The organism is Xanthomonas phaseoli pv. dieffenbachiae (assembly GCF_008639345.1).
Classification (GTDB): Bacteria; Pseudomonadota; Gammaproteobacteria; order Xanthomonadales; family Xanthomonadaceae; genus Xanthomonas; species Xanthomonas phaseoli.
In genome coordinates this window covers 2,018,593-2,043,990 of record NZ_CP041380.1, presented here as the reverse complement: position 1 = coordinate 2,043,990, position 25,398 = coordinate 2,018,593, and the positions used below count along the sequence as shown (strand labels likewise).

Annotated in this window: 18 protein-coding genes and 1 pseudogene; 8 read left to right on the top strand and 11 right to left on the bottom strand. The window is 64.9% G+C overall.

What is annotated here, in order from left to right:
• Positions 1 to 2 precede the first annotated feature (2 nt).
• The 3 genes from cheD to FLG15_RS09390 all read left to right on the top strand — a co-directional run bounded on the left by cheD (position 3) and on the right by FLG15_RS09390 (position 4,030).
• Positions 3 to 599, top strand: coding sequence for a chemoreceptor glutamine deamidase CheD (gene cheD, locus FLG15_RS09400; protein WP_003486330.1), 597 nt, complete (start codon positions 3 to 5; stop codon positions 597 to 599).
• On the top strand, positions 596 to 1,672 hold the full coding sequence (locus FLG15_RS09395) for a protein-glutamate methylesterase/protein-glutamine glutaminase (RefSeq protein WP_003486327.1): 1,077 nt from the start codon (positions 596 to 598) through the stop codon (positions 1,670 to 1,672). Before cheD ends, FLG15_RS09395 begins: the two co-directional genes overlap by 4 nt.
• Positions 1,673 to 1,744: 72 nt before the next feature.
• On the top strand, positions 1,745 to 4,030 hold the full coding sequence (locus tag FLG15_RS09390; protein WP_150145926.1) for an EAL domain-containing protein: 2,286 nt from the start codon (positions 1,745 to 1,747) through the stop codon (positions 4,028 to 4,030).
• Between the two features lie 729 nt (positions 4,031 to 4,759).
• Here the strand turns inward: FLG15_RS09390 and FLG15_RS09385 are convergent.
• The 4 genes from FLG15_RS09385 to FLG15_RS09370 all read right to left on the bottom strand — a co-directional run bounded on the left by FLG15_RS09385 (position 4,760) and on the right by FLG15_RS09370 (position 9,100).
• Positions 4,760 to 5,605, bottom strand: a complete 846-nt coding sequence (locus tag FLG15_RS09385; RefSeq protein ID WP_150145923.1) for an alpha/beta fold hydrolase — start codon at positions 5,603 to 5,605, stop codon at positions 4,760 to 4,762.
• Between the two features lie 195 nt (positions 5,606 to 5,800).
• Positions 5,801 to 8,392: a bifunctional aconitate hydratase 2/2-methylisocitrate dehydratase gene (acnB, locus tag FLG15_RS09380; RefSeq protein ID WP_057677669.1), complete on the bottom strand. Its 2,592-nt coding sequence runs from the start codon at positions 8,390 to 8,392 to the stop codon at positions 5,801 to 5,803.
• A gap of 52 nt (positions 8,393 to 8,444) precedes the next feature.
• On the bottom strand, positions 8,445 to 8,855 hold the full coding sequence (locus FLG15_RS09375) for a type II toxin-antitoxin system VapC family toxin (RefSeq protein ID WP_017155271.1): 411 nt from the start codon (positions 8,853 to 8,855) through the stop codon (positions 8,445 to 8,447).
• On the bottom strand, positions 8,852 to 9,100 hold the full coding sequence (locus FLG15_RS09370) for an AbrB/MazE/SpoVT family DNA-binding domain-containing protein (protein WP_016903180.1): 249 nt from the start codon (positions 9,098 to 9,100) through the stop codon (positions 8,852 to 8,854). The genes FLG15_RS09375 and FLG15_RS09370 overlap by 4 nt, the downstream gene beginning before the upstream one ends.
• 147 nt (positions 9,101 to 9,247) lie before the next feature.
• Here FLG15_RS09370 and acnA point away from each other — a divergent pair, with 147 nt between their 5' ends.
• The gene (gene acnA / locus FLG15_RS09365) at positions 9,248 to 12,016 is read left to right on the top strand and encodes an aconitate hydratase AcnA (protein WP_057677668.1); all 2,769 of its coding nucleotides are present in this window, start codon (positions 9,248 to 9,250) and stop codon (positions 12,014 to 12,016) included.
• Between the two features lie 181 nt (positions 12,017 to 12,197).
• Positions 12,198 to 12,391: pseudogene (locus FLG15_RS09360) on the top strand (hypothetical protein); the annotation flags it as partial.
• A 38-nt stretch (positions 12,392 to 12,429) separates the two neighbouring features.
• Here FLG15_RS09360 and FLG15_RS09355 read toward each other — a convergent pair.
• Positions 12,430 to 12,879, bottom strand: coding sequence for a hypothetical protein (locus FLG15_RS09355; protein WP_057677667.1), 450 nt, complete (start codon positions 12,877 to 12,879; stop codon positions 12,430 to 12,432).
• Positions 12,880 to 12,976: 97 nt separating this feature from the next.
• On the opposite strand from FLG15_RS09355, the gene rpfB reads away from it, so the two are divergent.
• Together rpfB and rpfF are read left to right on the top strand one after the other, a co-directional pair.
• A complete protein-coding gene (rpfB, locus tag FLG15_RS09350) occupies positions 12,977 to 14,659 on the top strand; it encodes a fatty acyl-CoA ligase RpfB (RefSeq protein ID WP_057677666.1) in 1,683 nt (560 codons plus the stop codon).
• A gap of 176 nt (positions 14,660 to 14,835) precedes the next feature.
• On the top strand, positions 14,836 to 15,705 hold the full coding sequence (gene rpfF / locus FLG15_RS09345) for a diffusible signal factor synthase RpfF (protein WP_057677665.1): 870 nt from the start codon (positions 14,836 to 14,838) through the stop codon (positions 15,703 to 15,705).
• Positions 15,706 to 15,717: 12 nt separating this feature from the next.
• Here the strand turns inward: rpfF and rpfC are convergent, their stop codons facing one another.
• The 6 genes from rpfC to FLG15_RS09315 all read right to left on the bottom strand — a co-directional run bounded on the left by rpfC (position 15,718) and on the right by FLG15_RS09315 (position 23,868).
• The gene (rpfC, locus tag FLG15_RS09340) at positions 15,718 to 17,898 is read right to left on the bottom strand and encodes a sensor histidine kinase RpfC (RefSeq protein ID WP_150145921.1); all 2,181 of its coding nucleotides are present in this window, start codon (positions 17,896 to 17,898) and stop codon (positions 15,718 to 15,720) included.
• A gap of 7 nt (positions 17,899 to 17,905) precedes the next feature.
• The gene (locus FLG15_RS09335; protein WP_057677672.1) at positions 17,906 to 18,526 is read right to left on the bottom strand and encodes a hypothetical protein; all 621 of its coding nucleotides are present in this window, start codon (positions 18,524 to 18,526) and stop codon (positions 17,906 to 17,908) included.
• A 10-nt stretch (positions 18,527 to 18,536) separates the two neighbouring features.
• Positions 18,537 to 19,673 carry a cyclic di-GMP phosphodiesterase response regulator RpfG gene (rpfG, locus tag FLG15_RS09330; RefSeq protein ID WP_007963604.1) on the bottom strand — a complete coding sequence of 379 codons (1,137 nt, stop codon included), beginning with the start codon at positions 19,671 to 19,673 and terminating at the stop codon, positions 18,537 to 18,539.
• 142 nt (positions 19,674 to 19,815) lie between these two features.
• A complete protein-coding gene (gene lysS, locus FLG15_RS09325; RefSeq protein WP_057677663.1) occupies positions 19,816 to 21,333 on the bottom strand; it encodes a lysine--tRNA ligase in 1,518 nt (505 codons plus the stop codon).
• 206 nt (positions 21,334 to 21,539) lie between these two features.
• Positions 21,540 to 22,665, bottom strand: a protein-coding gene (prfB, locus tag FLG15_RS09320; protein ID WP_099770689.1) for a peptide chain release factor 2 whose coding sequence is annotated in 2 segments (ribosomal slippage) — positions 21,540 to 22,589 and positions 22,591 to 22,665 — 1,125 coding nt in all. Because the reading frame shifts where the segments join, the coding sequence is not laid out codon by codon here.
• A gap of 255 nt (positions 22,666 to 22,920) precedes the next feature.
• Complete coding sequence (locus tag FLG15_RS09315; protein WP_057677662.1) at positions 22,921 to 23,868, bottom strand: LytTR family DNA-binding domain-containing protein; 948 nt, start codon at positions 23,866 to 23,868, stop codon at positions 22,921 to 22,923.
• Between the two features lie 159 nt (positions 23,869 to 24,027).
• Between FLG15_RS09315 and FLG15_RS09310 the strand changes: the two genes are divergently transcribed.
• On the top strand, positions 24,028 to 25,242 hold the full coding sequence (locus FLG15_RS09310; protein WP_150145918.1) for an acyltransferase family protein: 1,215 nt from the start codon (positions 24,028 to 24,030) through the stop codon (positions 25,240 to 25,242).
• The last annotated feature ends 156 nt before the right edge of the window (positions 25,243 to 25,398 follow it).

The window sequence follows — 25,398 nt, the reverse complement described above, 5'->3', positions numbered from 1 at the left end:
GCATGAGTACTGCCGTGCAAGTCGACGACGTCATGCGCTACCGCGATTCGCGGTTCCAGACCATTGCCGCCAAACTGCTGCCCACCCAATACCTGGTGGTGGACGACGACACCGCGTTGACGACCACCTTGGGATCGTGCGTTGCAGCCTGCCTGCGCGACCCGGTGCTCAAGATCGGTGGCATGAACCACTTTCTGTTGCCCGAAGGCCAGGTCGGCGATGGCGCACCCACGCGCTACGGCAGTTATGCCATGGAGCTGCTGATCAACGACATGCTCAAGCGCGGCGCGCACCGCAAACGCATCGAAGCCAAGGTCTTTGGCGGCGCCAACGTGCTGAAGGGCTTCACTAGCAACCCGGTCGGCACCCGCAACGCCGAGTTCGTGCGCCAGTACCTGCAGGCCGAACATATTCCCATCATCGCTGAAGATCTGTGTGGCATCCATCCGCGCAAGGTATGGTTCTTCGCGACGACTGGCCGCGTCGTCGTGCAGCGTTTGCCGCACGCGCACGAAGCCGAAGTCGCCGCCACCGAATCGGCCGTGCGCGCCCGTCTGTCCAAAGCACCGGTTACCGGTGGAGTGGAGTTGTTCGAATGACGTTGGAAACTCCTGTGCGTGTATTGATCGTCGACGATTCGGCGGTCGTGCGTCAGATGCTCACCGAAATCTTGTCGCGCGACGCCGGCATCGAAGTGGTCGGCTCGGCCGCCGACCCGTTGCTGGCGCGCGAAAAGATCAAGCGCCTCAATCCGGACGTCATTACGCTGGATGTGGAAATGCCGCGCATGGACGGCCTGGTGTTTCTGGAAAACCTGATGCGCCTGCGCCCCACCCCGGTGGTGATGATTTCGTCGCTGACCGAGCGCGGCGCCGACACCACCTTGCAGGCCCTGTCGCTGGGCGCCGTGGACTTCGTGTCCAAGCCCAAGATCGACGTCGCACGCGGGCTGGAAGGCTATGCCGAAGAGATCGTCAGCAAGGTCAAGATGGCCGCCAAAGCCAAGGTCAGCGCACTCAATCGCCCGAGCGCGCCCAAAGTCACGCTGGATATGCAATCGGCACCGGTGGCCGGCAGCGCGCTGCGCTTTCGCACCACCGACCGCCTGATCGCCATCGGCGCCTCGGCCGGCGGGACCGAAGCGCTGCGCGTGGTGCTCGAACACATGCCTGCCGATGCGCCCGCGGTGGTGATGACCCAGCATCTGCCCGCCAGCTTCAGCACCGCATTCGCCGAGCGCCTCAACCGCCATTCGGCCATGTCGGTGCGCGAAGCCACCGATGGCGAGGCGATCCTGCCGGGTCATGCGTATCTACCGCCGGGTGGCCAGCATCTGCGCATCATTCGCGACGGTGCGCGTTGGCGCTGCCGCATCGACGATGGTCCGCCGGTCAATCGCCACAAGCCGGCAGTGGACGTGCTGTTTCGTTCCGTTGCCGCCAATGCCGGGCCGAATGCGGTGGGCGCCATCCTCACCGGCATGGGCGACGACGGCGCGCGCGGCCTGCTGGAAATGCTGCAGGCCGGCGCGCCGACACTGGTGCAGGACGAAGCCAGCAGCGTGGTCTGGGGCATGCCAGGTGCAGCGTACAAACTTGGCGCCGCACAGGAAGTGGTGCCGTTGGACCGCGTGGCCGAGCGCTTGCTCGCATTGTCGGCGCAGGCGCGCTGACCCGGCATGGTCGCGCATCCCTCGCACCCGACCAACCCAACGCTTCCTCCAGGAAGCGCGGCGGGCGCTGGCGTGGATGCAGCGATGGACCGCACGCCGCTGACGTCCGAGCCGATCCATGCCAACGTACCAAGCGCGGTGCCGATCAGGCCCGGCCCGGTCACCGCCGGCATGGCCAAGGACGGCGAGCAACCCGAGCAGCGCCGTGCGCGCCTGCTCGCAGAAGCACTCGATGGCAGTAGCAGCGCCATCCTTATCTGCGACCTGCAATCGCGGCTGCTGTACGCCAACGACGGCTTCCAGCGCATGTTCGGCTACACCGAAGCCGAGCTGGTCGGTCTGCGTCCCTCCGATGTCTTGACCCGCGCGCAAAGCGACCAAAACGAGGTTGCCCGCGTTCGCGATCGCGCAGACGCCTTGCAGCACACGCGTGCCGACTTGCTGGTCTATCGCAAGGACGGCACTCCGCTGTGGATCTCGCTCAACTTCAACCCGATCTACGACACCAACAATGCTCCCTCGCATTACGTGGCGGTATTGACCGACATCACCGACACCAAGATGCACGAGGTATTGCAGCACCGCGTGCTGGAGGCCTTGGTGCAGGAACGCCCGTTGATCGAGGTGATGACCCTGATTTGCACCGAGGTCGAACGCATCGCACCGGACGTGCTGGCCACGGTGATGAGTGCGGACAATCAAGGTCGCCTGCATTCGCTGGCTGCGCCCAGCCTGCCGCCCGAATACGCCGATGCGGTCAACGGCTTGAAGATCGGCCCGGGCACAGGCGCCTGCGGCACCGCGGCCTGGCGCGGTCGCGCGGTGATGGTGGAAGACATCGCCACCGACCCCTTGTTCGAGCCGTATCGAGACACGCTCTTGCCATGGGGGCTGCGTGCCTGCTGGAGCACACCGATCCGCTCCAACAGCGCGCGCGTGCTCGGCACCTTTGCGCTGTACTACCGCAAGCCGCAACGTGCCGATGCCTGGCATATGCGGCTCACCGATTTGTGCCAGCAGCTGTGCACCTTGGCGCTGGAACGCGAGCAGATCCGCCAGCGCGTGCATCAACTGGCGTTCTACGACACGCTCACGGGCCTTCCCAACCGCATCATGTTCAGCGCCCGCGCCGAGCAGGCGCTGACGCAGGCCGAATACGCGGGCGAACCGGCCGCGTTGATGTTCATCAACATCGACCGCTTCAAGCTCATCAACGATAGCCAGGGTCACGCCGCAGGCGATGGCCTGTTGCGCGATATCGCCTTGCGCGTCAATGAGCAGGTCACCGCCACGGCAATGCTGGCGCGACTGTCCGGCGACGAGTTCGCGCTCGCGCTGCCGCAATGCAGCGCAGAGCAGGCCAGCGCCGCCGCCGAGCGGTTGCTGGTCAGCATCGCCAGCCCGCTGCCGGTCGGCCATATGACCGTGCATCCCTCGGCCAGTATCGGCGTGGCGATGTTTCCCGAAGATGGGCAGGACATCAATATCCTGCTGCGCCATGCCGACTTGGCGATGAATCGCGCCAAGAAGGAAGGCGGCGGGCGCTTTCGTTTCTTCAGTTCAGACATGAACCGCATGGCGCAAGAACGCGTTGCGCTGGAAGCAGAACTGCGCCAGGCCATCGACCGCAATCAGCTGCAACTGCACTACCAACCGCAGATGCACAGCGCCGCCCCGCACACGCTCTATGGCGTGGAAGCGCTGCTGCGCTGGAATCATCCGCAGTTGGGCGCAGTCTCGCCGGCGCGGTTCCTGCCCGTGGCCGAAGAGCAAGGCATGATGCCGCAGATCAACGCATGGGTCCTGCGCAGCGCGTGCCAGCAGGTTGCCGACTGGCGCCAGCGTGGCGTGCCGGTCGCACGCGTGTCGGTGAACCTGTCGGCGAGCGGTTTCGAAAGTCCGCGGATGCTGTCGGACCTGCTCCGGCTCATCGCCGAGATGGGCGTACAACCCTCCGACCTGACCCTGGAACTGACCGAAAGCGTGATGCTGTCCGGGCAACCAGGCGTGCTGGAAAACCTGCACGCCATTCGCGAAGCCGGCATCTCGCTGTCGCTGGACGATTTCGGCACCGGCTATTCCAGCCTGAGCCACCTGCATCGCCTGCCGATCGACGAACTCAAATTGGACATGAGCTTCGTGCGCGACATCGAACACAGCGAGGACGCGCGCGCGCTCACCACCTCCGTGCTGCGCATCGGCGAGCACCTGCGCAAGCACGTGGTCGCCGAAGGTGTGGAAAACGAAGCGCAGCGCCTGTTCCTGGCCGACCTGGGCTGCGAGGTGCTGCAGGGCTACCTGTTCTCGCGGCCCCTACCGGCCCCGGCACTGGAAGCCTGGCTGGGCACGCAACCGTAAACGCAACCGCCGCACGATCACAGCTTCGAACTCCGTTCCATCCAGGAAAGGCGGGCCACGACGTGGCAAGTCATGCGCCCCCTCATGCGGAGAGCAACGCAAGCGCTCCCCCGAAAGCGCCTCAAGCTCCCCGCCTGCGAGAAAGTGCTTCAAGCCCCTCGTCTGCGAGACAGTGCTTCAAGCCCCTCTCCCAGCGGGAGAGGGGTTGGGGTGAGGGTACGGTGGCGAAGCCAATCACACGTCAAACAGCACGTGGCCGCGCCCGAATTATCATCCCCCCCTGCGGGCACCCTCTCCTCCACAAAGGAGAACAAAGATCCCGGTGGAAAAGCGAAACATCATCCTGACAACTGCAGCGCTTCAGCCCTCTCCTAAGAGAGAGCGCTTCGCGCCCCTAGCCTACGAGAGAATGCTTCAAGCCCCTCTCCCAGCGGGAGAGGGGTTGGGGTGAGGGTACGGCCGACCACGCATGGCGCCGACGCCCTACCCTCATGCGCCCTGCGGGCACCGTCTCCTCCAGAAGGGAGGACAATGTCCCGACGGGAGAAGGGAAACATCAGCCTGACATCTGCAGCGCTTCAGCCCTCTCCTACGAGAGAGCGCTTTGAGCTCCTCCGCTGCGAGAGTCCTCCCTGCGAAAGAGAGTGCCTCAAGCTCCTCTCCTGTCCGCAAAATTGAGCAATTGCGAAGTAACCACGTCCCTCATCTAAGTCAGGCGAGGCCCCTGCCTCATCCCACACGCATTAATTCCACCTCGGCCTCGGCTACCGTCCGCTTCAACCAGCCCAGCAACTGCGCATTGACGAAGGCCGGGTTTTCCAGCGAGGCGATATGGCCTGCGTCCGGGATCAGCTCGTAATCGCAGCAGATGGCCTCGGCCATCATCCACACCTCTTCGGGCGGGCGCGGAATGTCCTCGGCGCCACCGAGCAGGAACGTGTTGGCCGGATCCAGTCCAGACAGGGCATCCAGTCGATCGGCTCGACCGAAGATCAGCCGGCCCAGTGGCACGACCGACGCGCGCAACTGCTCGGCCGACATCGCCGCCAGACGCTGCGCAAAGGCGGCCGGCAATGCCGATCCCAGATCGATGCCGGGGCGGAAGAAGATCGGAACGATCGCCTCGATCAGCGCAGGCGTCACCTGCCCGGCCGTGTCGATCGCATCAAGCAAGCCGAAATAGCGCGCACGCGTGGCGGCTGGCTCGGCACCCAGGAAGGTGTCCATCAACACCAGGCTGCGCACGCGCTCCGGCGCCATCAGGGCAAGCTCGGCGGCCCACATGCCGCCCACCGACAGGCCGACCACCGCGCACTGCGGCAACTTCAGTGTGTCCAGCAGGGCCAGCATGTGCCGGGCAAGATCGCCGATCTGCTGCGTGCCGTGCGGCAACGGGCCTGACTGCCCGTGTCCCCACAGCTCGGGAACGATGACCTGGTAGTGCTGCGATAGTGCCTGGATCTGCGGCTCCCACATCGCAGCGTCCCAAAGATAACTGTGGCCAAGCAAGACCGGGAAACCGCGGCCATGTTGCGTGTAATGCAGGGTTTGACCGGAGATTGTGCAAGTGGGCATGGGCATCAACGGGCAGTGGTGGAGCGGCGGGACTCTAGACCTGCCCACTTCAGATTTTTGTTGCAATGCCACAATCCAGTCAGCTGGTATTTGCTTTAACGCCGGGCATCGTGACCACAACGCGAAGCCATTGCCCGAAAAGCGAAATGCCCGGCAGTGCCGGGCATTTCGGGGGTAACAAACCTGCTGGAGGAATCAGGCGGCGACGGTCTCTGCCACGTTCTGATACTCCTGGATCTGATCGAAGTTCATGTAGCGATAGATCTGCTCGCCACTGGTCTTGATCACGCCCACATCGGCCATGTACTCCTCCTTGGTCGGAATGCGGCCCAGGCGCGAGCAGATTGCCGCCAGTTCCGCCGAGCCCAGGTACACATTGGTATTGCGGCCCAACCGGTTGGGGAAGTTACGCGTGGAGGTGGAGAACACCGTGGCGCCCTCGCGTGCCTGCGCCTGGTTGCCCATGCACAGCGAGCAGCCGGGCATTTCCATGCGCGCGCCGGCCGCGCCGAAGGTGCCGTAATGGCCTTCCTTGGTCAGCTCCGAAGCGTCCATCTTGGTCGGCGGTGCCACCCACAGGCGGGTCGGGATGTCGCGCTTGCCTTCCAGCAACTTGGCAGCGGCACGGAAGTGACCGATGTTGGTCATGCACGAACCGATGAACACTTCGTCGATCGCCGCACCGGCCACGTCCGACAGCGTCTTCACGTCGTCCGGGTCGTTCGGGCACGCCACGATCGGCTCATGGATATCGGCCAGGTCGATCTCGATGACCGCGGCGTATTCGGCGTCGGCATCGGGCTGCAGCAGCTGCGGGTCGGCCAGCCAGTCTTCCATCTTCTTGATGCGCCGGCCCAGCGTGCGCGCATCGGCGTAACCCTCGGCAATCATCCAGCGCAGCAGGGTGATGTTGCTGGTCAGGTATTCGATGATCGGCGCCTTGTCCAGGTGCACGGTGCAGCCGGCCGCCGAACGCTCGGCCGAGGCATCGGACAATTCGAACGCCTGCTCCACCTTCAGGTTCGGCAAACCTTCGATTTCGAGGATGCGGCCGGAGAAGATGTTCTTCTTGCCCTGCTTGGCCACGGTCAGCAGACCGTCCTTGATCGCGTACAGCGGGATCGCGTTGACCAGGTCACGCAAGGTCACGCCCGGCTGCATTTCACCCTTGAAGCGCACCAGCACGCTCTCGGGCATGTCCAGCGGCATCACACCGGTGGCCGCTGCGAACGCCACCAGGCCGGAGCCGGCCGGGAACGAGATGCCGATCGGGAAACGCGTGTGCGAGTCGCCGCCGGTGCCCACGGTGTCGGGCAGCAGCATGCGATTGAGCCAGCTGTGGATCACGCCGTCGCCCGGACGCAGCGACACGCCGCCACGGGTGGAGATGAACTCCGGCAGCGTGTGGTGGGTCTTGACGTCCACCGGCTTCGGGTAGGCAGCGGTGTGGCAGAACGACTGCATCACCAGGTCGGCCGAGAAGCCCAGGCAGGCCAGGTCCTTCAGCTCGTCGCGGGTCATCGGGCCAGTGGTGTCCTGCGAGCCCACCGAGGTCATCTTCGGCTCGCAATAGGTGCCCGGGCGCATGCCCTGGCCTTCCGGCAAGCCACAGGCGCGGCCGACCATCTTCTGCGCCAGCGAGAAACCCTTGCCGGTGTCCGGCGGGTCCATCGGCAGGCGGAACAGGTCCGAGGCCGGCAGGCCCAGGAACTCGCGCGCCTTGGCAGTCAGGCCACGGCCGACGATCAGCGGAATGCGGCCACCGGCACGCACTTCGTCGAACAGCACGTCCGACTTCATCGCGAACTCGGCGATCACCTGCCCGTTCTTCAGCGCCTTGCCGTCATACGGACGCAGCTCGACCACATCGCCATGCTCCATCTGCGACACGTCCAGCTCGATCGGCAATGCGCCGGCGTCTTCCATGGTGTTGTAGAAGATCGGGGCGATCTTGCTACCCAGGCACACGCCGCCGAAGCGCTTGTTGGGGATGTACGGAATATCTTCGCCGGTCCACCACAGCACCGAGTTGGTCGCCGACTTGCGCGAAGAACCGGTACCGACCACGTCGCCCACGTAGGCGACCAGGTGGCCCTTGTCCTTGAGGTCGGCAATGGCCTGGATCGGACCGCGCTTGCCGTCTTCTTCCGGCTCGAACGCCGCGCCATCGCGCTTGTTCTTCAACATCGCCAGAGCATGCAGCGGGATGTCCGGACGGGTGGTCGCGTCCGGCGCCGGCGACAGGTCGTCGGTATTGGTTTCGCCCGGCACCTTGAATACGGTGACGGTCAGGCTCTGCGGCACTTCCGGCTTGCTGGTGAACCACTCGGCATCGGCCCAGCTCTGCAGCACCGCCTTGGCGTGCGCGTTGCCGGCTTGCGCCTTTTCCTGCACGTCGTGGAACGCATCGAACACCAGCAAGGTGTGCTTGAGCGCTTCGGCGGCGGTAGCGCCCAGCGCGGCGTTGTCCAGCAGGTCGATCAGCGGCTGGATGTTGTAGCCGCCCAGCATGGTGCCGAGCAGTTCGGTGGCGCGGGTCGGGCTGATCAGCGCGGTGGTCTCGGTGCCGAAGGCCACCGCGGCCAGGTACGAGGCCTTAACCTTGGCGGCATCGTCGACGCCGGCCGGTACGCGCTGGCTGAGCAGTTCGACCAGGAACTCCTCTTCGCCGGCAGGCGGCGCCTTGAGCAGCTCGATGACCTCGGCGGTCTGCTGCGCGGTCAGCGGCAGCGGCGGGATACCGAGCGCGGCGCGCTCTGCAACGTGGTGGCGATAGGCTTCCAACATGCGGGTTCTCCAAAAAAAACAGCGGTGAAGGTGATAAAGCGCGAAACGTGGATCAGGGTGCGGGTTTGGGAACGACGATCTTCAAACCCTTGAAGTAATCGCGGAAGAAGCCCTCGTCGCGGGTGATCAACCCGTCGCACTGGAGCATGGCGTGGGCGCCGATCAGGAAGTCGGCCACCACCCGCTCACGCTTGCCGCCGCGCGCGCGAAAGCGCTTGTTCATATGGCCGGCGCGGACTGCGGCCGCTTCCTGGGTGGCTTCGTAGCGCACGCCGATCGAGGCCAGGGTTTCCATCAGGTCGACCTGGGTGTCGAGCATGGCCAGCACCTCGGCCACCACCGCATCGCAGACCACCACTTCGTCGCGCGCCAGGGCGTCGCCGATGCAGACCTCCGACACTTCGCCATAGACCGGATCGCCGATCAGGATGTCCAGCAGGACCGAGGAATCCAGGGCGATCATGGGTCGAACGGGTCTCCGGGGGCGCGGCCACGGATGGCGCGCATGGCCTCGTCGGTGCTGGTCAGGCCGTCGACCAGCTTGAACTTGCCGCGCACCTTGCGCAGCGCCTCGCTGACATCCTTGCGCAAGATGATGCGCCCGCCGTCGAGTTCGATCTTCAACGTCGTGCCCTTGGTCAGGCCCAGGGCATCGCGCACGGCCTTTGGCAGCGTGATCTGTCCACGTTCGGCAACGGTGGCTTCCATGAGCATGCTCCAGAAAGTATGCACACATGATACGTACTTGCGCTGTCCTACTCAAGTTGGCAGATCGGCCTGGACACACCGTACGTACACACTGAATCGCTCAGAATGTGCGCCTACCTAAAGCCTTCGATGCCATAGGAGTGATGCATGCGCGATTCCTTTTCCACTCGCACCTCACTTGAGGTCCACGGCAAGCACTACGCGTACTACAGCCTGCCGAAGCTGGGCGAGCGCTTCGATATCGGCCACCTGCCCTATTCGATGAAGATCCTGCTGGAGAACCTGCTCCGTCATGAAGACGGTGGCGTGACCGTCGGCAAGGACCACATCGAAGCAGTCGCCAAGTGGGACCCCACTGCCGAGCCCGATACCGAAATCGCCTTCATGCCCGCACGCGTGGTGCTGCAGGATTTCACCGGCGTGCCCTGCGTGGTGGACCTGGCCGCAATGCGCGATGCGGTAGTCAAGCTCGGCGGCAACGCCGACCAGATCAACCCGCAGATTCCCTCCGAACTGGTCATCGACCACTCCGTGCAGGTCGATGTCTTCGGCAAGCCGGACGCGCTCGACCTCAACGGCAAGATCGAATTCCAGCGCAACCAGGAACGCTACGGCTTCCTGCGCTGGGGTCAGAAGGCGTTCGAGAACTTCAAGGTGGTGCCGCCCAACACCGGCATCGTCCATCAGGTCAATCTGGAAAATCTTGCCAGCGTGGTGATGAGCGCGGACAAGGACGGCACGCTGGTCGCCTACCCCGACACCGTGTTCGGCACCGACAGCCACACCACCATGATCAATGGCATCGGCGTGCTGGGCTGGGGCGTGGGCGGCATCGAGGCCGAGGCCGCGATGCTGGGCCAGCCCTCCTCGATGCTGATTCCGCAGGTGGTCGGCTTCAAGCTCACCGGCAAGCTGCCCGAGGGCGCCACTGCCACCGACCTGGTGCTGACGGTCACCCAGATGCTGCGCAAGGCCGGCGTGGTGGGCAAGTTCGTCGAGTTCTATGGCGACGGCCTGCAACACCTGCCGCTGGCCGACCGCGCCACCATCGGCAACATGGCACCGGAATACGGCGCCACCTGCGGCATCTTCCCGGTCGACGAAGAATCGCTGACCTACCTGCGCCTGTCCGGCCGCAGCGAGGAGCAGATTGCGTTGGTCGAGGCCTATGCCAAGGCGCAGGGCCTGTGGCACGACGCCGCCACCCCACCCGCCCGGTACAGCGCGACGCTGGAACTGGACATGGGCCAGGTCAAGCCGTCGCTGGCCGGCCCCAAGCGCCCGCAGGACCGGGTGCTGCTGGAAGACATGCAGTCCAACTACCGCGAAAGCCTCAAGCCGTTTGCCGACGCGCGCAGCAAGAAGCTGGCCGATCTCAAGCAGGAAGACCGCCTCAAGAACGAAGGCGGCGGCGGCACGGCCGTCGGTGCGAAGGCGTCGCAGGCAGAAAGCGCCAACGCCAGCGGTGCCGGTTGGCAGCTGCGCGATGGCTCGGTGGTCATCGCCGCGATCACCTCATGCACCAACACCTCCAATCCGGCAGTGATGCTGGGCGCCGGCCTGCTTGCGCGCAACGCGGCGGCCAAGGGGCTGAAGGCGCAGCCGTGGGTCAAGACCTCGCTCGGGCCGGGCTCGCGCGTGGTCACCGACTATCTCGAAAAGGCGGGCGTGCTCACCGACCTGGAAAAGCTCGGGTTCTACGTGGTCGGCTACGGCTGCACCACCTGCATCGGCAACTCCGGCCCGCTGCCGGACGACGTGTCTGCGGCCATCGCCAAGGATGATCTGGTGGTGACCTCGGTGTTGTCGGGCAACCGTAACTTCGAAGGCCGCGTGCACCCCGAGGTCAAGATGAACTATCTGGCCTCGCCGCCGCTGGTGGTGGCCTATGCCATCGCCGGCACCACCGACATCGACCTGACCACCGAGCCGCTGGGCACCGGCAGCGACGGGCAACCGGTCTACCTGCGCGACATCTGGCCGAGCAACAAGGAAATCGGCGACACCATCGCCGCCACCGTCGGCCCGGAAATGTTCAAGCAGAACTATGCCGACGTGTTCAAGGGCGACACGCGCTGGAACACCATCGCCTCGCCCGATGGCGCGCTTTACGCGTGGGACGAAGCGTCGACCTACATCAAGAACCCGCCCTACTTCGACGGCATGACCATGCAGGTCGGCAACGTGGACGATGTGCACGGTGCACGCATCATGGGCCTGTTCGGCGACTCGATCACCACCGACCACATCTCGCCGGCCGGCAACATCAAGAAGGATTCGCCGGCAGGCCGCTTCCTCCAGGAACGCGGCGTGCAGCCGGCCGACTTCAACAGCTATGGCAGCCGCCGCGGCAACGACGATGTGATGGTGCGCGGCACCTTCGCCAACATCCGCATCAAGAACCTGATGTTCGGCGGCGAAGAAGGCGGCAACACGCTGTACTACCCAGCCGGCGGCGGCCAGCCCGAAAAGCTGGCCATCTACGATGCCGCAATGAAGTACAAGGCCGACGGCGTGCCGCTGGTGGTGCTGGCCGGCAAGGAGTACGGCACCGGCTCCTCGCGCGACTGGGCGGCCAAGGGCACCAACCTGCTTGGGGTCAAGGCCGTGATCGCCGAGAGCTTCGAGCGCATCCACCGCTCCAACCTGGTGGGCATGGGCGTGCTGCCGCTGCAGTTCCTGGAAAACGAGAACGCGCAGAGCCTCGGCCTGGATGGCTCGGAAGTGCTGGACATCACCGGCCTGCAGGACGGTGCCAGCCGGCGTGCCACCGTCAATGCGAAAAAGTCCGATGGCAGCGTCAAGCAGTTCCAGGTCAAGGTGCTGCTGCTCACACCCAAGGAAGTGGAGTACTTCAAGCACGGCGGCCTGCTGCAGTATGTGCTGCGGCAGTTGGCGGCCCGCAAGGCGGCCTGACCGCAGCGCGCATCGCGCTGCAATGATGCAACCCACTCCCGACGCTCGGCGGGAGTGGCGTTTCCGGCCTCTTGCACAACGGCGATTACGCTGTAGCGAACAAAGGGCGCGTGCATCCCGACGTCGAACGGCATTACCTGGCCTTCCCGCCGTTGGTGGCGAGCATGCCATCTCCGGCACCATGGACATCGATCCCACCACCAAGATGGGTGGCGGAAACGAAGGCGGCAACACGCCGTATTACCCAGCCAACGGCGGCCAGCCGGATGCGCCACCCGCTACCTCAGCGCCACGCACCGCCATCACCGGGCGGCCCCCGCTTCGGCCAAATGCCTGACGCCCCCCATCCATGCACTGGCGCCATGCGTCCGGCCGTATCAAGCGCCCAGCCGCATCCAACCGCATCGGCGCGGTCAACGCGCTGCCGGCACCCATTGCGCGTGATACAGCTGCCAGTCGCTGCCCTGCAATCGCCAACCGGTGGTGACCTGATAGGTCTGCGCCTGATCGGGCACCCAATGCCCGTTGCCGCCGGTCAACAACGCGGTAAAGCGCACAGTGGCCGTATCGCCGCGCAGTGCCACATCGACCGGCCCCATGGTCACGCCGACCTGTTGGTTGCCCAACATCTGCACTTGCATCAAGCGCCGTAATCCGGCGGCGTCCAGCCCGTTTTCACCTACAAAATCCTCGGCCACCGGCGCCATTGCATCGCCGATCTGGCGCGCTTCGATTGCCTGATGCATCTGCTCCAGCGTGGCGCGCAGACGTTGCTCGGGCGCAGCACGTGTGCACCCGAGCAAGACCAGCATGCAAAACCCCACCCACACCACGCGCCACGGCACTTGAATGATGCTCTGCATCACGCTTCGCCTTTTCCATGCATGACGGTATGCTGCCAGCTGTTGTAACGCCGTGGAACACACTGCGGCGCGTCGAGAACACCCTGGAGGGGGGCAGATGAATCAGGCACGTCCTTGGTTGCAAAGTTATCCGGCCGGCGTTGCCGCCGAAATCGATCTTGAGCAGTTCCGCACGGTGGCCGAGGTGTTTGCCACCTCCGTGAAACGCTTCGCCGACCGGCCTGCGTACCACAGCTTCGGCAAGACCATCACCTATCGCGAGGCGGATCAGCTGGTCGAGCAATTCGCAGCCTACCTGCTTGGCGAGTTGCAGTTGAAGAAAGGCGACCGCGTCGCCTTGATGATGCCCAACTGCCTGCAATACCCCATCGCGACCTTCGGCGTGCTGCGTGCCGGCCTGACCGTGGTCAACGTCAATCCGCTGTACACCCCGCGCGAACTCAAGCATCAGTTGATCGACTCCGGCGCCAGCGTGCTGGTGGTCATCGACAACTTCGGCACCACCGTGCAGCAGGTCATCGCCGACACGCCGGTCAAGCAAGTCATCGCCACTGGCCTGGGCGACATGCTGGGGTTCCCGAAGGCGGCGCTGCTCAACTTCGTGGTCAAGTACGTCAAGAAGCTGGTGCCCGATTACCGCATCAACGGTGCGATTCGCTTCCGCGAGGCGCTGGCGCTGGGCCGCAAGCACCGCGTTCCGACGCTGCAGATCGAACCCGACGACATCGCCTTCCTGCAGTACACCGGCGGCACCACCGGCGTGGCCAAGGGCGCCATGCTGACCCACCGCAATCTGGTCGCCAACATGCAGCAGGCGCACCAGTGGCTGGCGGGCACCGGCAAGCTGGAGGAAGGCCATGAAGTGGTGATCACCGCGCTGCCGCTGTACCACATCTTCGCATTGACCGCGAACGGCCTGGTCTTCATGAAGATCGGCGGCTGCAATCACCTGATCAGCAACCCGCGCGACATGCCGGGCTTCGTCAAGGAGCTGAAAAAGACCCGCTTCACCGCGTTCACCGGCGTCAACACGCTGTTCAACGGGCTGCTCAACACGCCCGGATTCGATCAGGTGGATTTCTCCTCGCTCAAGATGACCCTTGGCGGCGGCATGGCCGTCCAGCGCTCGGTCGCCGAGCGCTGGAAGAAAGTCACCGGCCTGACCTTGGTCGAGGCCTACGGCCTGACCGAAACCTCGCCGGCCGCATGCATCAACCCGATGGACCTGAAGGACTACAACGGCTCGATCGGCCTGCCGATTCCGTCCACCGATGCCTGCATCAAGGACGACGCCGGCGCGGAACTGCCCCTGGGCGAGATCGGCGAGCTGTGCATCAGGGGCCCGCAGGTCATGAAGGGCTACTGGAAGAAACCCGATGAAACCGCCAAGGTCATGGACGCCGAAGGCTGGCTGCATACCGGCGACATCGCGCGCATGGACGCACAGGGCTTCGTCTACATCGTCGATCGCAAGAAGGACATGATTCTGGTGTCCGGCTTCAACGTGTACCCCAACGAGATCGAGGACGTGATTGCCGAGATGCCCGGCGTGCTGGAAGTGGCGGCCGTCGGCGTGCCGGACGACAAGTCCGGCGAGATCGTCAAGGCGGTCATCGTGAAGAAGGACCCGGCCCTGACGGCCGAGGATGTGAAGGCGCATTGCCGCGCCAACCTCACCGGCTACAAGCAGCCGCGCGTGATCGAATTCCGCAAGGAGTTGCCCAAGACCAACGTCGGCAAGATCCTGCGCCGTGAGCTACGGGACGCGCCGAAGACGTAATACCGCTTATGCCGCAGCCCGAAGGCGTTCAGCCTTCTTCGACGCCCGCATTGCCGCAAGGCCTTGCGGGCGTTCGCTTTTGCACGCATAGAATCCGGTGTCGGCGCACGCTCACGCGTTCAACCTCATCTCCGTCCGAAAGGCGGCCGGCCGGACGGTCATCACGGAGAACCACCATGTCTGCAGTTCAACCCTTCATTCGCACCAACATCGGCTCGACCCTACGCATCATCGAAGAACCGCAGCGTGACGTGTACTGGATCCATATGCATGCCGACCTGGCCACCAACCCGGGGCGTGCCTGCTTTTCGACGCGCCTGGTCGACGACATCACCGGCTACCAGACCAACCTGGGTCAACGCCTGAACAACGCCGGCGTGCTGGCCCCGCACGTGGTGCTGGCATCCGACAGCGACGTGTTCAACCTGGGCGGCGACCTGGCGTTGTTCTGCCAACTCATTCGCGAAGGCGACCGTGCTCGACTGCTTGAATACGCCCAACGCTGTGTACGCGGCGTGCACGCGTTCCATGTCGGCCTCGGCGCACGCGCGCACAGCATCGCCCTGGTGCAGGGCAATGCGCTCGGCGGCGGATTCGAAGCGGCGTTGAGCTGCCACACCATCGTCGCCGAGGAAGGGGTGATGATGGGATTGCCCGAAGTGCTGTTCGACCTGTTCCCGGGGATGGGCGCCTACTCTTTCATGTGCCAGCGCGTCAGTGCGCAACTGGCGCAAAAAATCATGCTCGAAGGCAATCTGTACTCCGCCGAGGAATTGCTCGGCATGGGCCTGGTCGATCGCGTGGTGCCGCGCGGCCAGGGCGTGGCGGCCGTCGAACAAGTGATCCGCGAAAGCAAGCGCACGCCGCACGCCTGGGCGGCAATGCAGCAAGTGCGCGAAATGACCACGGCGGTACCGCTGGAGGAAATGATGCGCATCACCGAGATCTGGGTCGATACGGCGATGCAGTTGGGCGAAAAGTCGTTGCGCACCATGGACCGCCTGGTTCGCGCGCAATCGCGCCGCTCAGGGCTTGACGCCGGCTGATGGGTCGGCGGGCTATTCGCTACTCCGGGGGGAGCGCTCGTCGTCGTTGGCGCCTTGTACGCGCGCGGCGAGTGCGTCCTTTCCGGTTTGCAATTGATCGCGCAACGCCGACAGCCGCTGTCGCCATTCGGCCTGCAACTGCCAATCGGCCATGCGCATCAGCTCACCGCCGCTGCCAGCCAGCTGCGCCAGCCCCAGATTGCTGGCAACCCCGCGCAATGCGTGGGCGCTTTCGCGCAGTTGTTCCCAATCCGAGCGCGTGCCATCGCGCTCGATCGCGCTCACGCAGTTGTGCGCATCATCCAGACACTGCCGGACGAACTGACGTTCGAATTCTTCGCCCATGCCCAACGCAGCGAGTTCGTCCAGCACGCTGGCATCGAGCACGCCCTCGAAACTGGTCGATGCCTGCACCACCGTCGCCGGCGTTGCCAACGCACGGGTGCTGACCGCGAGTTCGGCCAGCGTATCGAGCAGCTTGGCAGCCACGACGGGCTTGGCCAGGAACGCGCGTGCGCCAGCTTGTTCGCAGGCGCGGATCGCGTCTGGCGTGACGTCGGCACTGAGCACCACCACCGGGGTGTAGCGCATGCCGCTGGCCTGCATCACGCGCAACTGCTTGAGCATGTCCAGACCGCTCATGCCCGGCATATGCAAATCCACGATCACCGCATCGAAATCCTCGTCGGCCATCGCGTCCAGCACCTGCTCGGCGCCGTTGACGCACATCACCTTATGCCCCGCCTTTTCCAGCAATCGCTGCAACACCATGCGATTGGCTTCATGGTCGTCGGCCACCAGCATGCGCATGCTGCGCACGCGCGCGCGGTGACGCAGGAACGGGTTGGAAAAGGCGATGACGTTGGAGGCTTCCAGCTCGTCGAGAGCCTCCAGCAGCGCCCCGACCGGCGAGCGAGCCGGCGCCGCGGCCTCCAATACGCCGATCTCCAGCGGTAGCTCGAACCAGAACACGCTGCCGCCGGCTGGATTGGGCGCAAAGCCAATCGCGCCACCCATGGCCTCGACCAGGCCCTTGGCGATCGTGGTACCCAGGCCGGTGCCCTCATAACGGCGCGACAAGCCCACATCCGCCTGCTCGAACGCCTCGAACAGGCGCGGACGCATGTCCATCGGCACGCCGATGCCGCTGTCCTCGACCTCGAAACGCAGGCGCATCGTGTCGGCACCATTGCCGGAGACCCGCGCGACCCGCAGCAGTACATGCCCGTGCTCGGTGAACTTGACCGCATTGCCCAACAGGTTGAGCAACACCTGGCGCAGATGGCCGGTGTCGCCCTTGAGCAGGTCCGGTACGTCGGTGGCGACCTCGGTGCCGTAATCCAGACCGCGCGTCTTGGCCTGCGGCTGCAGAATCATGTTGACCGAGCCGATCATCTCGCGCAGCGAGAAATCGCGGCGATCGATGCGGATCTTGCCCGCCTCGATCGCCGAAATATCGAGCACCTCTTCCACCAGCGACAGCAGGCTGCGCGCCGAGGCCTGGATGGTATTCAGGCATTCCTTCTGCTCTGCATCCAGGCGCGTGGTGGCCAGCACTTCGGTCATGCCCGACAACCCATTCAACGGGGTGCGGAATTCGTGACTCATATTGGCCAGGAAGCGGCTCTTGGCCTGGTTGGCATGCCGGGCCTCGCGTACCGCGCGCGTCATCGCACGCAACAACGAGTCGAAGTACAGCGGCACGGCGATCAAACCCAGCAACAAGCCCCAGCTGAGATAGGGGTTGGCCTTCCAGTAAGGCGAAATCAGAATGGCACTGAGAAAACTCAGGCTGGCCATCGCGGTGGCGGCACGCAGATAGGCACTGCCGTAGCGCAAGCCATTGCCGATGGTCACCCACATGCAGACCGCATACAGCGGCGAAGCCGGTTCGCCCTGGATTGCCATGATTGCGCCGGTGCAGGTGTAGTCGAGCACCATGCCGATCAGGCGCCGCGTGTGCGACACGTGCGGCCGCAGCAGGATCGCCACCATCAGTCCCAGCGACACCACCAGCTCGCCCACCAGGATCAACCAGGTGGCCATCAACGTGTCGCCATGGGTGTGGTGGTAGCGCCACCCCAGGTAGGAAATGAACAGCGTGGTGATGATGATGCGGATCAGGTTCTGCGCGTGTTCCGAATCCGCCCGCCCCGAAAGACGCCGCTTCAACCATGGCAATGGAGACTTCATAAACGCCTCAGACCTGCGGTCGCTTCGATGGGGATGAAAGTGGGCCGCGCGGTACTGCAGCATCGGCGCCAGGGGCGTATGCGGCGATACGCGCAGCGGCATCGGCACTGTCTCGCATCAGCCGCAGCAACGACAGGGGAATGACCACCAGCGCCGCCAGCAGGGCGATCCCGAGCTCGATCCGCTGTTGCCAGTACGGACTGTTGGCAAGCGTCGCCCCGAAACTGAGCACGGCCATGGCCACCGCCGTGTGCAGTGCATGCCTGCCAAAGCGCAGACCATTGCCGATTGTGACCCACATCACCACGACGTAGAGGCAGGCCATCGGCGCGGCGAACCAGGTCATCGCCAGACTGAGCAGGCCGTAGTCCGACAGCATGCCGAGCGTCCGGCGCAGGTGCGAGGGCCGCGGCCTTGCAACGATCCACGCAAACAGCAGCAATGCCCCAGCGTGCCCGATCGCGATCAGGCGCAGCAATCGCTGCAGATGGCCATCGCCCAGTTGCCACTGCGGGGCGCAGACCAGCGTGTAACCCAGGATCAGCCAGAGCATCACGATGCGCACCAACGCCTGACCGTGCTCGCTGTCGGGGCGCCGTGCGAGTCGCCGACGCAGCTGGGCAAGCACGGCCCTCATCTCACACCCCGGGCCGCGCCGATGCGGTGGAGAACTCGCCGCAGATCTGCTCCAACTGCGCACGGCCGCGCAACAGCGCGTCCACGCAGCGCGGGTCGAACAGGCGGCCACGTTGGGCATACAGATAGGCCAGCGCGGCGTCCATGGTCCAGGCCTCCTTGTACGGGCGCGGCGACAGCAAGGCGTCAAACACGTCCGCCACTGCGACGATGCGCGCTTCCAGCGGAATCGCTTCGCCGACCAGGCCATCCGGATAGCCGGTGCCGTCATAACGTTCGTGGTGACGCAGCGCAATCAACGCGCCGACTTGGATGAAACGGTTCTGGCTGCCGCTGAGCAGCTCATAGCCGATGCGCGGATGGCGCCGCATCACGCTCATTTCGTCATCGGTGAGCTTGCCGGGCTTGAGCAGCACCGAATCGGGAATGGCGATCTTGCCCATGTCGTGCAGCGGTGCGGCCATCTCGATGATGCGCACCTCCTCTTCCGACAGCCCCAGTTGCTCGGCGATCAGGCCGGCCACGTGCGACATGCGCTCCAGGAACGCGCTGGTGCCCGAATCGCGATATTCGATCGCGCGCGCAAGCCGCGACAAGGTTTCGCGCTCGCGCTCTTCGACCTCGTTCATGCTGGCCAGCAGGCGCTGCTCCAGCGACAACGCGCGTTGCTTGACGCTTTCGCTCTGCTGGCGCAGCTGCAGCAGGTTGGAGCAGCGCGCCCGCAACTCGCGCGGACGGATCGGCTTGACCAGGAAGTCGATCACGCCGGCTTCCAGCGCCGCCTGACGGATCGGTTCGTCGCCGACGATGGTGATCAGGATGATCGGAATATCGCGGTGGCTGGGCAGCCGGCGCAGCCGACGTGCGAATTCCAGGCCGTCCATGCCCGGCATGCGGTAGTCCAGCAGCAACAGGTCCACGCGCCCGGCTTCGCACCAGGCCAGGGCGTCGAGCGGATCGCCGAAGTCGTAGACCTTGAGCTCCGGCGCAATGTCCTCGATGACATGGCGCAGCATCGTCCGCGCGGACATCTGGTCATCGACAATGACGATGTTCAATCCCAGATCCGCCTTTTCCGCCCAGCTTCCCCATGTATCCGTCGACAATGCGCCGCCCGGACCCCCTAAAACATCCTGCATAGCCGTTGCTCCTCTATCTCGAGAACGGAAAAGCGATGACGCCGGCCCCTGTGCCGACTCCCCCGAACGATACGCCGTCCGGGGCTCCGCCCTAGCATATGCAGTATCTGTGCCGCCGGCACGCCGCCGACGCAAAAAAAAATCAGGCTTCCGGGCGCATATACGGGAACAGCAGGACATCGCGGATCGAGGTGCTGCCGGTCAGCAGCATCACCAGACGATCGATCCCGATGCCCAGGCCGCCGGTCGGCGCCATGCCGTACTCCAACGCACGGATGTAGTCGGCATCGAAATGCATGGCTTCGTCGTCGCCGCCGTCCTTGGCCTGCACCTGCGCCTGGAAACGCGCGGCCTGGTCCTCGGGATCGTTGAGCTCGGAAAAGCCGTTGGCCAGCTCCTTGCCATTGATGAACAGCTCGAAGCGGTCGGTGTACCCCGGCTCGGTATCGCTGGAACGCGCCAGCGGAGACACTTCGACCGGGTGGTCGGTGATGAAGGTCGGCTGCACCAGGGTGTGTTCCACGGTGGCCTCGAAAATCTCCAGCAGCAGCTTGCCCCAGCCATAGGATGGCTTGACCCGGATCTTGAGGCGCTCGCAATGGCGCAGCAGCGCGGCGCGGTCGGTGCAATCGGCGGCGCTGATCTCCGGGTTGTGGTGGCGAACGGCCTCATCCATGCGCCAGCGCCGGAAAGCCGGCGCCAAATCGATGTCGGCACCATCCCAGCTCACCTGCGTGGTGCCCAGCACCGACTGCGCGGTGTCGCGGATCACCTGCTCGGTCAGGTCCATGATCTGGTGGTACGTGGCATAGGCCTCGTAGAGCTCGAGCATGGTGAACTCGGGGTTGTGCCGGGTCGACACGCCTTCGTTGCGGAAATTGCGGTTGATCTCGTAGACGCGCTCCAACCCGCCCACCACCAGGCGCTTGAGATACAGCTCCGGTGCCACGCGCAGGTACAGGTCCAGGTCCAGCGCATTGTGGTGGGTGGTGAATGGCTTGGCCGTGGCCCCGCCGGGGATGTAATGCATCATCGGCGTTTCCACTTCCAGGAAGCGGCGCGCGTCCAGCCAGGCGCGCATGGCGCGGATGATCTTGGAGCGCTTGATGAAGACCTCGCGCGCTTCCGGGGTCACGATCAGGTCGACATAACGCTGGCGGTAACGCTGCTCAACGTCCGACAGGCCATGCCACTTGTCCGGCAACGGACGCAGCGACTTGGTCAGCAGCCGTAGCGCGCTGGCCTTGACCGACAGCTCGCCGGTCTTGGTGCGGGTGAGCCCGCCCTCCACCGCCACGATGTCGCCCACATCCCAGCCCTTGAAAGCGACATAGGCATCGCCCAGCACATTGCCCTGCAGGAACAGCTGCACGCGCCCGGATTCGTCCTGGATCTGCGCAAAGCTGGCCTTTCCCATGACCCGCTTGGCCATCAGCCGGCCGGCCATCCGGACCGTGCGCCCGCTGGCTTCCAGTGCTTCAGGGGTCCAGGTGTCGGCGTCGGCGAATTCGGCCTGCAGGTCGCCGGCGAAGTGTTCGCGCACGAAGTCGTTCGGGTAGGCGATGCCCTGCCCGCGCAACGCGCCCAGTTTCGCGCGACGCTCGGCGATGAGGCTGTTCTCGTCGGCGGGGATCTGCGGCGCGGGGGTCTGCTCGGTCATGGCGGGGGTCGGTCTGCTGTGGGTCGGGCGGATGCCCGGTGGGGAATGAGGAACCGGCGGTGCCGGCACGCTTATTTACAACGACGATGTGACGAAGGCACGCGGTCACCGGGTTACCCGAAGGCCGCAGTCCATCACCGCGGCTGCGTCACAGGCACTGCAGCGATGCGCCAGGATGCCGTCGCGACGGCGTCCTGGCGCGGCGGTCAGGCATCCAGGCGTTTGGAACCTGCTGCCAGGCCGGCTTTCAGGCTGGCCTCGACGAATTCGTCCAGATCGCCGTCCAGCACCTTCTGCGTATCGCTGCGTTCGATGCCGGTGCGCAGGTCCTTGATGCGGCTCTGGTCGAGCACGTAATTGCGGATCTGGCTGCCCCAGCCGATGTCGGACTTGGTCGCTTCCAGGGCGTCCTTCTCGGCGTTGCGCTTCTGCACTTCCAGCTCGTACAACTTGGCGGCCAGCATCTTCATCGCGTTGTCGCGGTTCTGGTGCTGGCTGCGACCGGTCTGGCAGGCGACCACGGTGTTGGTCGGGATGTGCGTGATACGCACCGCCGATTCGGTCTTGTTGACGTGCTGACCACCGGCACCCGAGGAGCGATACACGTCGGTACGCAGGTCAGCCGGGTTGATGTCGATTTCGATGTTGTCGTCCACCTCCGGCGACACGAACACCGAGGTGAAGCTGGTATGCCGGCGGTTGTCCGAGTCGAACGGCGATTTACGCACCAGCCGGTGCACGCCGATCTCGGTCTTCAGCCAGCCGTAGGCGTATTCGCCCTCGATGCGCACGGTGGCCGACTTGATGCCCGCCACTTCGCCACCGGAAACTTCCATCAGCTCGGTCTTCCAGCCGCGCGACTCGGCCCAGCGCAGGTACATGCGCAGCAGGATTTCGGCCCAGTCCTGCGCCTCGGTGCCGCCGGCGCCTGCCTGGATGTCGACGAACGCGTTGGCGCTGTCCATCTGGCCGGAGAACATGCGCTGGAATTCCAGCTTCTCGACATGCGCCTGGTAGCTGTCCAGATCGGCGATCACCGCCACCGCAGTGTCTTCGTCCTGTTCGCTCTCGGCCAGCTCCAGCAGGTCGCCCGCATCAGCCAGGCCCGATAGCACATCGGCAATGCCGATCACGGTCTTTTCCAGCATCGAACGCTCGCGGCCCAGGGCCTGCGCGCGTTCGGCGTCGTTCCACACATCCGGGCTTTCGAGCTCCCGGCTAACTTCCTCTAGACGCTCTTTCTTGGCGTCGTAGTCAAAGATACCCCCTGAGCGAGAGCACGCGATCGTTCAGATCGGTGATGCGCTGGCGGATCGGATTGGTTTCGATCATGACGGACTTCCGGCAAACAAGCGGGCTAGTTTAGCAAGCGGGCGGCGGCGGCGGAACGCGGTGGAGCCGTGGCCGCGCGTGCTGCAACACCTGCGGCACGCCAGGCGCCAGGCGCCTGGCTGCCACGCGCGACCGCAGGTTCCGCCGATGGCCACCGTTGCGCGTCGATATCGCAGCAGCTGCGACCCGGCGGCGCCTGGGCCAGGGACGAATTTGGGACCAGACGCCGGTGACCAACGGGCACGCAGCAGGGGGTTACGCCACCAGTGCGTCAGGTCTGGGCGCAGCGGCGCCCTGCCCGGCATGGGTACGCAAACCGGCCAGATGGCTGCGACTGCATGGCAACACGCTGGCATCGCGCAGATGCACGCGCGCGTCGCCGGAATCGGACGGCTCGATCGCCTGCACCTGCCCCAGATTGACCAGATAGCTGCGGTGGATGCGCACGAATACGGCCGGATCCAGCTTGGCCTCGATTGCCGCCATGGTGCTGCGCAACGGGTAATCGTGGCCGCGCACATGCAGGTTGACGTAGTTGCCCGAGGCCTGGATCCACTCGATATCGGCGGTCGCGACCAGGAAATCGCGTCCCAGCTTGCGCACCAGAAAACGCTCCGGGCGGTCCAGCGGCTCCACTGGCGGGCCTTCGTCAGGTGCGGCGAGCAGATGTGCCTCGCCCTGACGGCGCCGTGCGTACCAGGCCAGTGTGTGCTGCACCGCCACCAGCAACGCAAAGGTGCGCAGGTCCTTGGACAGCTCATAGACCCACTGCAGCCAGCCGCCGAAATCATAGTGTGCGCCGGCCAGGGCATAGACCAGCATGCGCAGCACCACCATGCCGGCGACATGCAGCAGCCACCAGCCCAGTGCAGCCATCACATACGCCGGCAGGCGTCGCACCCAGACGTCGGCATGCAATGGCCAGCGTGCGCAGAGCCACACCACCGCCGGCAACAGCAGCAGCGCTGCAGTGGCGCTGCTCAGCTCCCAGCTCAGCACCTGCCACACCACGATGGGCTGGCCATCGCGGCGTGCGGCAAGCGAGGCGGTCCAGACGTTGCCCAGCGCACTCAAATAGAACACCAGCGACCAGATCACCACCGCCCAGCGTGTGGCAGCGCGGCCGGCGCTGTCGTGGAGGATTGGCGGGCGCGTCCCGGTCGATTGCATGGCACACGTCCGCAGTTGGCAGCTGCCGATCATAGAGGCCTGCGCTACAAGGCGAAACCGCCATCCCTGCCGGCCCCATTCGTCCCTGGGTGGGCACAACTGGTCACCGCGGGCCGGGCTTTCCGCACCTGACACCACTGCTGGAGCGGGGCCGCGGGCAGGATGCAGCCACTCCTTCACCAGCCACCGACCATGACCGAGCGCCGCCACGATATCGATGCCTTGCGCGTTTTCGCCTTCGCCCTGCTGATCCTCTACCACGTGGGCATGGCCTATGTGGCCGACTGGGGGTTCCACCTCAAGAGCGTGCACACGGCCGAGTGGTTGCAGTGGCCGATGATCGTGCTCAACCGGTGGCGAATGCCGTTGCTGTTCATGATCTCCGGCATTGCGATCGGGTTGTCGCAGCCGCAAGCCGCGCCCTGGCGCTTCGCACTGCGTCGCTGCGGGCGGTTGCTGCCGCCCCTGCTGTTCGGCATGTTCGTGGTGGTGGCGGTGCAGGCCTACTGCCAGGGCGTGAGCAACGGCAAGGTCGCCACCGGCTTTGGCAGCTTCATGCTGCGCTACTGGCAGGTGCGCCCGTGGCCGGCCGGCAGTTTCGATGGCTGGGAACACGGCATCACCTGGAATCACCTGTGGTACCTGGCCTACCTGCTGCCCTACACCGTGGCCTTGATGGCGCTGGTGTCGCTGGCCAAGCTGGTGCGGCTGCCGGCCTTCCCGCCGCTTCCCGCCGCAGTGGTGGTGCCGGCCCTGCTGGTGGTGCCGATCTTGTGGGAAGCGTTCTGCGTGATGTGGGTGATGCCGCGCCATCCGCCGACCCATGCGTTGGTCGGCGACTGGTTCGTGCATGCCGAATCGTTCCCGCTCTTCCTCTTGGGCTACCTGCTGGCACGCAGCAAGCGCTTCTGGCAGTTGGCCGTGCAACTGCGCTGGCTCACCCTGGTCACTGCGGTGCTGGCCATCACCACCGAGTTGGGCATTCGTTTTCTGGGCATGCAGGTGCAGCCGGCGCAGCTGCCGCCGGCACTGGCCGCGCTGCCATGGCAAAACCTGGAACACGTCGCACGCACGGCCTATACCTGGCTGGCGCTGCTGACCCTGCTGGGCTGGGCCAAGCAGCGTTTGAACCGGCCGTTCCGCTGGCTGCCTTATTGCACGGACGCGGTGTTTCCCTGGTACATCCTGCATCAGAGCCTGATCATCGTGGCGCTGTACTGGGTGATGCCGTTGCAGTTGAACGCCTGGCTGGAACCGGCGCTGGTGATTGCCGCCACGGTGGTCGGCTGCCTGGCGCTGCATGAGTACGTGATTCGGCGCGTGCGCTGGCTGCGGCCGTTGTTCGGCTTGCGTGGACGCACGCAAGCGGTCAACCGCCGGCTCGGTGCTATGGCCGTTGCGTCGTAACAATCTGCGGGACGCACGTCGCTTGCAACGTGCGCTTCATTCGGCGGGCCATCTCAGGACGCGCCATCTGGCGCAATCCAGGTTGCGCGTCGCGGTGCGCTTGGAACCACCACTTGCCCCGCCCTGCTCGCGACGCCGTAATGCTTGCCCCGAGTA

Coding starts and splice junctions, on each gene's coding strand:
- cheD (WP_003486330.1), top strand. CDS start 3: ATGAGTACTGCCGTGCAAGTCGACGACGTCATGCGCTACCGCGATTCG.
- FLG15_RS09315 (WP_057677662.1), bottom strand. CDS start 23,868: ATGATCGGCAGCTGCCAACTGCGGACGTGTGCCATGCAATCGACCGGG.
- FLG15_RS09395 (WP_003486327.1), top strand. CDS start 596: ATGACGTTGGAAACTCCTGTGCGTGTATTGATCGTCGACGATTCGGCG.
- rpfG (WP_007963604.1), bottom strand. CDS start 19,673: ATGCAGGATGTTTTAGGGGGTCCGGGCGGCGCATTGTCGACGGATACA.
- FLG15_RS09385 (WP_150145923.1), bottom strand. CDS start 5,605: ATGCCCACTTGCACAATCTCCGGTCAAACCCTGCATTACACGCAACAT.
- FLG15_RS09375 (WP_017155271.1), bottom strand. CDS start 8,855: ATGATCGCCCTGGATTCCTCGGTCCTGCTGGACATCCTGATCGGCGAT.
- FLG15_RS09370 (WP_016903180.1), bottom strand. CDS start 9,100: ATGGAAGCCACCGTTGCCGAACGTGGACAGATCACGCTGCCAAAGGCC.
- rpfC (WP_150145921.1), bottom strand. CDS start 17,898: ATGAAGTCTCCATTGCCATGGTTGAAGCGGCGTCTTTCGGGGCGGGCG.
- FLG15_RS09310 (WP_150145918.1), top strand. CDS start 24,028: ATGACCGAGCGCCGCCACGATATCGATGCCTTGCGCGTTTTCGCCTTC.
- rpfF (WP_057677665.1), top strand. CDS start 14,836: ATGTCTGCAGTTCAACCCTTCATTCGCACCAACATCGGCTCGACCCTA.
- FLG15_RS09355 (WP_057677667.1), bottom strand. CDS start 12,879: ATGCAGAGCATCATTCAAGTGCCGTGGCGCGTGGTGTGGGTGGGGTTT.
- acnA (WP_057677668.1), top strand. CDS start 9,248: ATGCGCGATTCCTTTTCCACTCGCACCTCACTTGAGGTCCACGGCAAG.
- acnB (WP_057677669.1), bottom strand. CDS start 8,392: ATGTTGGAAGCCTATCGCCACCACGTTGCAGAGCGCGCCGCGCTCGGT.
- lysS (WP_057677663.1), bottom strand. CDS start 21,333: ATGACCGAGCAGACCCCCGCGCCGCAGATCCCCGCCGACGAGAACAGC.
- rpfB (WP_057677666.1), top strand. CDS start 12,977: ATGAATCAGGCACGTCCTTGGTTGCAAAGTTATCCGGCCGGCGTTGCC.